Consider the following 10,254-nt stretch of genomic DNA (forward strand, 5'->3'; position numbering starts at 1 on the left):
CGTGTTTTGGGTCAAATTTGGTACAAAGTGCGTCAATTGGTTTCTGTTTTGCCGCTTACGTGCCTCTTGTGCAAATCTCATGCAAAACAAAAACCCCGAGCGGTTAGCTCGGGGTTAGAAAGAAGAGAAGAAGAGAGGTTCAGTTATTGGTGTAAATCGCTGCCTATTGCGATTTATTAGCTTTATGGTTTATATATAATCACCCTTTTCTTAAGGCAAATAGGTTATTGCCTTAAAGTTATCTTAAAATATTGTAAAAAATCGCCGTTTTTCCGCGTTTTGTTGATACGCCCGATGCTGTGCCGTATGCTTGAACTATGTTAGAAATTGCAGAATCTGATAAAAACGACTCTAAGATTTTGAAAAGTAGTCTAAACGGGCAAGAGTCTTCTCAAAATGCTAAGTCGTCAAGTTTTGCTAAGTCATCTAACGCATCTAAGTCATCTAACGCATCGGATTTGTCAAAGTTGCCAATGTCCGTTTCTGCAAGATTAGGTAAGTTGCAATTTCATCTTTCGGGAAAATTCCGTGTTTTACAGTTTGCGGATGTTCAAGATGCGCCAAAAATCAGTAAAGACACCATTAATCTTATAGAGTCTGCATGCGATGCAGTTAAGCCAGATATTGTGATTTTTAGCGGAAATCAGATTGCTGGGTATGCTAAAGATTTTGCAAACACTTTTGTGCGAAGGCGCTGGGATGAGTCGCAAGATAACCGTGGAGTAGACGCTCGCAAGTTACATGAAAACGCTTTGCAAGATACGCGCAAAAAAGTCTTAGAGCATATTAAGCGCATGGTAAAGCCTTTAGAAGATCGCTCAATTCCATGGGTATTAACGTACGGAAATCACGATTTTCAGTGCGGATTAAGCAACGCGGAGCTGGATTCTTTGTATCAAGAGTTTTCGGGATGCCTAAATCGCCAGCAAACCGATGGGCAGTTTTCTAGCGGATCTGCAATGTCTCTTCCAAAAAGCATTTTGCCAAAGCAAATAATCTTCCCTTGCCAAGCGGGAACTTTTGCTCTGCCTGTTATGGATGTAAATCAAGAAAAAGTTGTATTTTCTATTGTTCTTGTAGATTCTGGCGACTACGAAAAGCGTGGTGGTTACGGAAGTCCTTCTAGCAAGGCACTCGACTTTTTAGCGGATTTGCCAAGCTTTTTGCCACCAAAATTCTGCGTTTTTCAGCATTTTCCGCTTCCGCAATACTACGATTTGCTGCGCGAAGTTTCTAAGGATTGCGCTGCTAAAGAACACGCAATCGAAGGATATAGGCGTTTTGCTGGAAAATACTACGCTTTAGACGATAATCGCGTTTTGCCAGATGGATATCTTGGAGAAGGCGTGAGCTGCCCAGACCAAGATAGTGGTGAATATAATATTTTGCAAAAGATTGGGGCCTTTGCTTTTTGCGCGGGTCATGATCACAGAAACGCGTTTGCGGGCAGGTGCGAGGATTCTGGCATACTTCTAATGGCCACTGCAACGTGCGGATTTGGGTCCTACGGGCCAGTGGCGTCTAAATGCGGCGCAAGGCTTCTTGAGTTTGACATTCGTCACCCTTATGAGCCTAGAACACAGATGCTAGAATTTGGCGATTTGGTTGGAAAAGCCTCATCTAAAAAGGCATACACGTATGGGTTAAACGCAGATTGCAGTCACGATTTGCCAGAAGTTGACTTATTGCAAAAGCCTTCACTTTTTGCAAGGATTTTAAGAAGATGGCGGTCTTTAGCTGCAAAGTAACGCGTGATTATGTAGCATTGGCACAAATCTGAGCGCGATTGGCACGCTTGTAGGTATTATAGTTATTAGTTTTAGTTGCAAACGAAAGAGGTAAATGTGTCTGCGCAAAACACGGCTGAACAGAACGAAAGTGGCGTTGGGGCTGCAGACGTTTTGCATGTAGAAGGTGGTAAGCCGCTTAACGGAACTATTAAAGTTCGTGGCGCAAAAAACTTTGTTAGCAAGGCAATGGTTGCCGCGCTCTTAGCTCCTGGAAAATCCGTGTTAAAGAATGTTCCAGAAATTAGGGATGTTCATGTTGTTTCGGATTTGCTTCGGTTGCATGGCGTAGATGTAAGCGTTGATGGCGCTGCAGGCGTTGTTAGCATTGACGCAAGCAAGGTTCAACTTGCAGACGTTGCAGACGTAGACACGCTATCAGGGTCTTCTCGTATTCCAATTCTGTTTTCTGGCCCGCTTCTTCATAGGCTTGGTGAGGCTTTTATTCCAGCGCTTGGTGGGTGCAATATTGGTGGGCGCCCTATAGATTTTCATCTTGAAACCTTGCGCAAGCTTGGCGCAAATGTAAATAAAGACCACGAAGATGGTATTCACATTACTGCTCCAAACGGCTTGCATGGCACCAAAATCCACCTTCCGTACCCTTCGGTTGGTGCTACGGAGCAGACGCTTCTTGCTGCCGTTCTTGCAGATGGCAAAACGGAGCTTTCGGGTGCTGCAATCGAGCCAGAGATTATGGATTTGGTGGCCGTTTTGCAAAAAATGGGCGCAATCATCTCTGTAGATGTTGATCGCACTTTTAGAATCGAAGGCGTAGATAAGCTTCAAGGCTACAACCACACTGCTTTAACCGATAGGATTGAGGCAGCATCTTGGGCTTCGGCGGCGCTCGCCACTCATGGAGATGTGTTTATTAAGGGCGCAACCCAGCCAGAGATGATGACATTCTTAAACGTTTTCCGCAAGGTTGGCGGCCAGTTTGACGTTGCAGATAACGGTATTCGATTCTGGCATCCAGGCGGAGATTTGCATCCAGTTGCTATTGAAACCGACGTTCATCCTGGTTTTATGACAGATTGGCAGCAGCCGCTTGTTGTTGCTTTAACGCAGGCTAAGGGCTTGAGCATTGTGCACGAAACGGTGTACGAGAATCGTTTTGGCTTTACAAAGCCTCTTGTGCAAATGGGTGCAATGATTCAGCTATATCGCGAGTGCCTAGGCTCTCTTCCATGCCGATTCCAGCAGCGCAATTACAAGCATTCTGCTGTTATTTTTGGGCCAACACCTCTTACTGGTCAAGATATTGATGTTCCAGATTTGCGAGGCGGTTTTAGCCATCTTATTGCTGCTCTTACAGCTAAGGGGCCGTCTAACGTTAAGGGCATTTCGCTTATTGACCGCGGTTATGCAGATTTTAGAGGCAAGCTCACTGCTCTTGGTGCAGACATCGACTAGCAATGTGGATAACTTTTCCCTTATTTTTCTAGGGCTTTAATGGCTTTGGTACACATTTTCCTCTAAGTCTTTTCTTTGCATAAATTAGTGCATAGAGTTTAGCGCACAGGATTATTATCGACGTGATTTTATGAAAGTGCGGAAAATATGGTTTGTGTGGGTGGAAAATATCAGCTGCTGGGAAAACTCGGTTCTGGCGGAACTTCTAGCGTGTATCTTGCTGTAGACACTGTTTTACACAAGCAGTGGGCTGTTAAAGAGACGTCTGCTGAGCATTTAGATAGCGATAAAAATGACTTGATTTTGCAGTCGCTTCGAGCGGAAGTGGAGGTTTTAAACCACTGCAATCATCCTTGTATTCCTAGAATCGTTGATTTTTTTAAAGAAAACGGCAGAGCATACGCTGTTCGCGATTATGTTGAAGGCTGTTCTTTAAAAACAATTATTGAGCAAAGTGGCGTTATTAGTCCTAGCCAAGTGTGCGTTTTAGGAATTAAGCTATGCGATTTATTGCAATACCTTCACTCGTTAAAGCCAGCTGTTATTTATTGCGATTTAAAACCTTCTAACGTTATGGTTTCTGGCGATTCCAGCGTGCATTTAATTGATTTTGGCTCCGCACTAGAACTTAAAAACGAAGATGGTGTTTTAGTGCAGCCAAGCCGATTTAAGCAAGATGCGCGTTTTGCAACGCAGGGATTTGCAGCTCCCGAGTTATTTGAGCAGGGCGCTAAAATCGGAGTTTTTACAGACGTTTATGCGCTTGGAGCAACGTTGTTTTATGCGCTTACGGGTAGGTGTTATTTAGAAGGATTTAAAGATTTAGGCCAAGCGCGTTTAGGCCAAGCGCGTTTAGGACAATCGCATCCGCTTACTAACTTCGATTTAACTAAGAGTGATTCTGCTAGTGGCGTTAATGCTGTTTTGATGCGCGCTTTGGCAAATAATCCAAAGGATCGCTACGAAGATTGCGCGGAGTTTGCGCAAGCGTTAAAAGATTGTTTAGAAGATTTAGAGTCTGGCGTAAAAATCAAGTCAAATACGGAAGAGTCGGGGCTGGTTTTGCGCAAAAGAGGGCGTGCAAAAGGCGGTAAACAAAATGTTGGCAAAAGACATAAGAAAAATGGTGTGCAAAGTGGAAAGAAAAATATTGTTAAGATTGTTTGCTGCGCGTTAATGGCACTTATTGGATGTGTTGTGTTTGTATTTGCTTGCAAATCCGTAATAACAGTTAAAAGTAAGCAAACGCAAAGCCAGAAGAGTGCGTATGTAAAAAATGGCAATATCGCTGCAAAAAACAAGAACGCATCTGCAACAACAAGTAGAGCGCAAGAATATAAGCAATACATGGTTAAAGCTGCAAAGTCAACAGATTCTAGACAGGTTGTTGAATACGTTGATAAGGCTATGGCTTTGCAAATCAAACTTTTTAATGCAAATGTTCAGCCTATATCTATTCAGCCAGCGCTGCGACTTTTAGTAAACCAGATTGAAGATTTTAGGTGGAACGCAAGCGAAAGAGAAGATTTTACAGCGTTTGTTGATAAGTACAAGTCGACGCTTAAAAAATCCGAAGACTGGTATGAGCTGTGCCTATCTGTGGGCAAAGCGTATTGGTATTATGCGGCTAAAGACGAAGAAGCGCCAATAAATGCAAATAGAAAAGAGCGCATAGAGCAATCTGCTAAGTGGTTTGCAGAGGCGCTAAAAGGAGTTAAATCAAAGGATTATGAATCGGCGTTAATGTATTCTACGCTTGGCAGCGGTTACTTGGATTTTGCAAATTATACGCAAGGAAAAGAAAAGCCCAAGGCGCGAGAGTACGTTGGAAAATTGCGCACTTTTATTGAAAACGCAAAGAAAAACGAAAATGAGATTGTAAAAATCGATGCAAGCGAGATTGCGTTTGAGTCGCTAAATAAGTGGAGCGCTCAGTTTAAGGCAGATGGTGTAAATCAAGATATTGTTGAAAAGATTTTTGACGATGCGTTGGATTTGGCGCGGTCTTTAAAGTCGCAAAATAAGAACGTTGATAGCAGAGTTAAGCAGATAATAGGCCAGGCGGATTCGCTAATCGACTCTGTTGAAAACACATTCGATAACAGCGGTGCCTAGGATTTAATGACTTCGCCAAGCGAGGTAGAGAAAAGAAAAAGCCCACTGCGGTGGAATGAATGCAGTGGGCTTAGTGGAGCTAATGGTAATCGAAACCACGACCTCTTCGATGCGAACGAAGCGCTCTACCAACTGAGCTATAGCCCCAATGTTTTACACAACTCTGCACACTGTACTACAAAATGTGTAAAAGTACAACGCTAGCAGCGTGGGAGTGTTGTAAAACGTTGCTAATCCTTTGGTTAATCCTGCTGCGATTTGCCTTCCAAGCGCTTTTTAGCTTTGTTGGCAGAGTGAGCTTTGTAAAGTCCAATAAAAGTTGGAACAAGAGAAATCAGCAAAATCGCAACTATAACAAGCTCAAAATTCTTTTGAACAAAAGGAATGTTTCCAAAGAAGTATCCGAGAAGAGTAAAAAGCGACGACCAGACTACTCCGCCAAGAATAGAAAACGGCGTAAAACGAGTCCAGCGCATGCCAGAAATGCCCGAAATAAACGGCATAAATGTGCGGATAAACGGGAAGAATCTGCCTAAGAATACGGCGATTGGGCCCCACTTATCTATCATCTTTTCTGTTTTAGCAATGCGCTCAGGTGTTAGGGCTTTAACTTTGCCAGATTCAACGATTCGCCTGCCAAAAAAGTGGCCAATAAAGTAGTTGCATTGGTCGCCAATAATAGGCGCAAGCCAAACAACGGCGAGCAAAATCGCAAGTGGAAGCGAGCTTTTACCCGTTGTGGAATCTGGGGCTGCAAAGAATCCAGCTGCAAAAAGCAAGGAGTCGCCAGGTAAGAATGGGAAGAACACAACACCAGTTTCAATAAAGATGATTAGAAAGATTAGTCCTAGTGCTGGGGCGGTTCCCATAGCAATCCAGCCAGCTATAGCAGAGCGTGGATCTTTAAGAAGGTTAAGAATAAAGTGAATAAAACCCATGTACGTACCTAAATCTATTTGTGATTGCGCATTTTGCTACAATCGCGTGGAGTAACCATTATATTGCACGCTTTAGATAGGGGAATGTGCCTGGTAAGGTATTCATTAAGTGTTTAGCGCGTTAAAGGAGAGTGCAAGAGATGGATCAGCGTAAAGCAAACGCAAATGCTAACGCAGATAAAACCCTTGAATCACCTAGCGAATTGGAGTCGGAGCTATCTATAGCCGATATTTCCAAACGCCACTCAAATCCTAAACGTTGGGTGTTGTATTTTGCGATTCTTCTTGTAGCGATTGTTGTTCCATACTGGGTGGGTAGAACTTTGGCGGTTCAACACACGGCTTGGGTTGTTAAGAATTTTTCTGGCCTATCTGCTCAAGGTGTTGTGTTTATTGCATGGGTTACAACTGTTGCAACGGCTACGGCTTTAGCAATGGCATTAATTGAGTCCAGCAAATGGTTGTGGCGCTTTTTGTTTGTTGTTTTTCTAACGATTGAACAGTTTATTAGCGGATTGTGCCTGCTTCGCTTAAGCTTTTGGTATTCAACGTACGTGGTTTATGGTGCTTTTAGTGGACTTGCAAATGCTGCAAATCTTGGAATAATCTCTGCTGGATTTGGTGTTGCCATTTATGCGATTCTGTTTGTTGGATTGCTTGTAGTAGTTCCTAAAAAGTCGCGATTAAACGTTTTGACTCGCAGTTGGGCTTCGTTCATAATGTTTTACGCTATTGAAGTTCTGGCGATTCTTGTGGTGATTTTTGGCGGATTTATAACGGCTATGTAGGCCTTGCAAGCTTGTTTGGGCATAGTTGTAACATTGAAACTCGGCGTGTAACGCCCGCGGATTTGCAAGCGCTGCATTAAAGGATGCGGCACCGCGCAGTAATTATATAAGGAGGACGCCGTGGCATTAACGGCTGAAGATAAGAAGAACATTATCAACGAATACGCAACGCACGAGGGTGACACGGGTTCCCCAGAGGTTCAGGTTGCTTTGCTCAGCAAGCGCATCTCCGACCTTACCGATCACTTGAAGGAGCACAAGCATGATCACCACTCTCGTCGTGGTATGATGCTCATGATTGGTGATCGTCGCCGTCTTCTTGATTACTTGAAGCGCGTAGACATCAACCGCTATCGTTCTTTGATTGATCGACTCGGATTGCGTCGATAAGTCTTTTTGCCCGGGCATAAGCTCGGGCTTTTGTATTTATGCGGTTGTGTTTATGCATACTATTTATTAAGTCCTAGTTTATTTAGCGGGTTTGAAGTAGAATTAAAAAGCTTGATTAAATGGCTGATTAAATAGATGAATTTAAGATTTAAAGTGATTTTAGATTAGTGATTTAAAGCGATTTTAGATTGAAGATTTAAGCGATTTAGTTTTAGTGAATTCTTAAGTTTGTAGGATTTATAACTGAAGAATAAAACATAATTGAATATGGATGATTGAAGTAACCGAAACAAAAAACTACGAAATGTTGGTTATGCATTTTGCAAAGATTCGCGCGGATGTTAGGTAAAGGTAACAAAAAAGCGGGTCTGCCAATGACGACGCATGTTGGTTGATTAGGTAAGTTAGAAAAGGAGGAACCCGTGGAGGGTCCCGAAATTAAGGCTGTAGAAGCCGTTATTGATAATGGTTCATTTGGAAAGCGCACGCTGCGTTTTGAAACAGGTCGCCTCGCTCAGCAGGCTGACGGTGCTGTTGCCGCATACTTGGATGACGATTCCATGATTTTGTCGACGACGACTGCAGGGTCTAGTCCAAAAGAAAACTACGATTTCTTCCCGTTGACTGTGGATGTGGAAGAAAAAATGTACGCTGCTGGTAAGATTCCAGGATCTTTCTTCCGCAGGGAAGGCCGCCCATCAAATGAGGCAACGCTTGCGTGCCGTATTATTGACCGCCCGTTGCGTCCACTTTTCCCACACACTTTGCGTAACGAAGTGCAGGTTGTAGAGACGATTTTGGCGATTAATCCAGATGACGCCTACGATGTTATTGCTTTAAACGCTGCATCTGCATCTACTATGATTTCTGGTCTTCCATTTGAAGGCCCAGTTTCTGGCGTGCGTTTGGCTTTGATTGATGGCCAGTGGGTTGCATTCCCTCGTTGGAGCGAACGCGAACGCGCTGTGTTTGAGATTGTTGTGGCTGGTCGTGTTATTGAAAATGGCGACGTTGCTATTGCAATGATTGAAGCAGGCGCTGGCAAGAATGCTTGGAATTTGATTTATAACGAAGGTCAAATCAAGCCAGATGAGGAAGTTGTAGCTGGAGGCTTAGAAGCCGCAAAGCCGTTTATTAAGGTTATTTGCGAAGCACAAAATGAGTTGAAGCGCATTGCATCTAAGGAAACCAAGGAATTCCAGCTGTTCCCAGAGTACACGGATGAGCTTTATGCAAGAATCGATGAGATTGCTCATGCAGATTTGAACGAAGCTCTTTCGATTGCAGAAAAGCTTCCACGCCAAGACCGCATTGCGGAAATTAAGGAAGGCGTGCGCGAGGCGATTGCGCAAGAGTTTACCGATATGGACGATGAAGAAAAAGAAAAGGAGCTTGGTAACGCCTTTAAGGAGTTGCAGCGCCAGATTGTTCGTCGTCGTATTTTGACGGAAGATTACCGCATTGATGGCCGTGGCTTGCGCGATATTCGTACGCTTAGTGCCGAAGTAGATATTGTTCCACGCGTTCATGGTTCTGCGCTCTTCCAGCGCGGCGAAACCCAGATTTTGGGCGTAACCACTTTGAACATGCTTAAGATGGAGCAGCAGGTGGATGCGCTTTCTGGCCCACAGACCAAGCGCTACATGCACAACTACGAGATGCCTCCATACTCCACTGGCGAAACGGGCAGAGTTGGATCCCCTAAGCGCCGCGAGATTGGCCATGGTGCTTTGGCAGAGAAGGCTTTGGTGCCAGTCTTGCCAAGCCGCGAAGAGTTCCCATATGCTATTCGTCAGGTATCGGAAGCTATTGGTTCCAATGGTTCTACGTCTATGGGATCTGTGTGCGCTTCTACGCTTTCCCTGCTTGCTGCTGGCGTGCCTTTAAAGGCTCCAGTTGCCGGTATTGCTATGGGCTTGGTTTCGGGAGACGTTGATGGCAAGCACATCTTTAAGACTTTAACCGATATTCTTGGCGCAGAAGATGCGTTTGGAGATATGGACTTTAAGGTTGCTGGCACATCTGAATTCATCACCGCTTTGCAGCTTGATACAAAGCTTGATGGCATTCCAGCAGACATTTTGGCCGCCGCTTTGCAGCAGGCTCACGAGGCTCGCACTACTATTCTTGAAGTGATTAACGAGTGCATCGACTGCCCAGCAGAGATGAGCCCATTCGCTCCACGCATTATTACAACTACGATTCCTGTAGATAAGATTGGCGAAGTGATTGGCCCTAAGGGCAAGATGATTAACCAGATTCAAGAAGAAACTGGTGCCGAGATTGCTATTGAAGACGACGGTACTGTTTACATTTCTTCCGAAGGTGGCGAAGCTGCCGAGAAGGCTAAGGAAATCATTGATTCCATTGCAAATCCACGTATTCCAAAGGCTGGAGAAACCTTTACGGGCAAGGTTGTTAAAACAACAAGCTTTGGTGCGTTTGTTAATTTGACGCCTGGAAGCGACGGCTTGTTGCATATTTCTCAGATTCGTAACCTTGCTAACGGTGAGCGCATTGACACTGTTGAAGATGTGCTTAAAGAGGGAGATACCGTAGAAGTAATCGTGCAAAGCGTAGATGAGCGCGGCAAGATTTCTTTGGCAATTCCTGGTTTTGAAAATCAAGAGTCTTCGGCGCCAGCACCTCGCGAAAATCGCGGACGCGGGCCACGCGAAGATAGGGATGATAGGGATGATCGCAGAAGCGACCGTAGGCGTGCTCCTCGTGAAGATAGGGAAGATCGCGAAGATAGAGACGATCGCCCTCGCCGCCGCAGTGTTCGCGACGACCGCGATTCGCGCTACGACGACAGGGATA

At 44.5% G+C, this 10,254-nt stretch carries 7 protein-coding genes and 1 tRNA gene; 6 read left to right on the plus strand and 2 right to left on the minus strand.

What is annotated here, in order from left to right:
• The first annotated feature begins 317 nt into the window (after positions 1-317).
• The 3 genes from HMPREF3216_RS04485 to HMPREF3216_RS04495 all read left to right on the plus strand — a co-directional run bounded on the left by HMPREF3216_RS04485 (position 318) and on the right by HMPREF3216_RS04495 (position 5,318).
• Positions 318-1,748 carry a metallophosphoesterase gene (locus HMPREF3216_RS04485; RefSeq protein ID WP_060787119.1) on the plus strand — a complete coding sequence of 477 codons (1,431 nt, stop codon included), beginning with the start codon at positions 318-320 and terminating at the stop codon, positions 1,746-1,748.
• Positions 1,749-1,844: 96 nt separating this feature from the next.
• Complete coding sequence (gene murA, locus HMPREF3216_RS04490; protein ID WP_060787120.1) at positions 1,845-3,203, plus strand: UDP-N-acetylglucosamine 1-carboxyvinyltransferase; 1,359 nt, start codon at positions 1,845-1,847, stop codon at positions 3,201-3,203.
• Positions 3,204-3,350: 147 nt separating this feature from the next.
• Positions 3,351-5,318, plus strand: a complete 1,968-nt coding sequence (locus tag HMPREF3216_RS04495; RefSeq protein WP_060787121.1) for a serine/threonine protein kinase — start codon at positions 3,351-3,353, stop codon at positions 5,316-5,318.
• Positions 5,319-5,392: 74 nt separating this feature from the next.
• Here the strand turns inward: HMPREF3216_RS04495 and HMPREF3216_RS04500 are convergent.
• Positions 5,393-5,465: transfer RNA gene (locus HMPREF3216_RS04500), tRNA-Ala, on the minus strand.
• A 95-nt stretch (positions 5,466-5,560) separates the two neighbouring features.
• Positions 5,561-6,256: a DedA family protein gene (locus HMPREF3216_RS04505; RefSeq protein WP_060787122.1), complete on the minus strand. Its 696-nt coding sequence runs from the start codon at positions 6,254-6,256 to the stop codon at positions 5,561-5,563.
• A 140-nt stretch (positions 6,257-6,396) separates the two neighbouring features.
• Between HMPREF3216_RS04505 and HMPREF3216_RS04510 the strand changes: the two genes are divergently transcribed.
• The 3 genes from HMPREF3216_RS04510 to HMPREF3216_RS04520 form a co-directional block, all read left to right on the plus strand.
• Positions 6,397-7,044: a hypothetical protein gene (locus tag HMPREF3216_RS04510; protein ID WP_060787123.1), complete on the plus strand. Its 648-nt coding sequence runs from the start codon at positions 6,397-6,399 to the stop codon at positions 7,042-7,044.
• Between the two features lie 120 nt (positions 7,045-7,164).
• Complete coding sequence (gene rpsO / locus HMPREF3216_RS04515; RefSeq protein WP_004131651.1) at positions 7,165-7,434, plus strand: 30S ribosomal protein S15; 270 nt, start codon at positions 7,165-7,167, stop codon at positions 7,432-7,434.
• A gap of 422 nt (positions 7,435-7,856) precedes the next feature.
• On the plus strand, positions 7,857-10,254 hold a 2,398-nt coding region (locus HMPREF3216_RS04520), incomplete at its 3' end, for a polyribonucleotide nucleotidyltransferase (protein ID WP_060787124.1).

It is taken from the genome of Gardnerella vaginalis (assembly GCF_001546455.1).
Lineage (GTDB): Bacteria > Actinomycetota > Actinomycetes > Actinomycetales > Bifidobacteriaceae > Bifidobacterium > Bifidobacterium vaginale_B.

Bases quoted from the DNA above. Each gene is read 5' to 3' on its own strand.
- HMPREF3216_RS04485 (WP_060787119.1), top strand. From the start codon at position 318: ATGTTAGAAATTGCAGAATCTGATAAAAACGACTCTAAGATTTTGAAA.
- HMPREF3216_RS04495 (WP_060787121.1), top strand. From the start codon at position 3,351: ATGGTTTGTGTGGGTGGAAAATATCAGCTGCTGGGAAAACTCGGTTCT.
- HMPREF3216_RS04505 (WP_060787122.1), bottom strand. From the start codon at position 6,256: ATGGGTTTTATTCACTTTATTCTTAACCTTCTTAAAGATCCACGCTCT.
- HMPREF3216_RS04510 (WP_060787123.1), top strand. From the start codon at position 6,397: ATGGATCAGCGTAAAGCAAACGCAAATGCTAACGCAGATAAAACCCTT.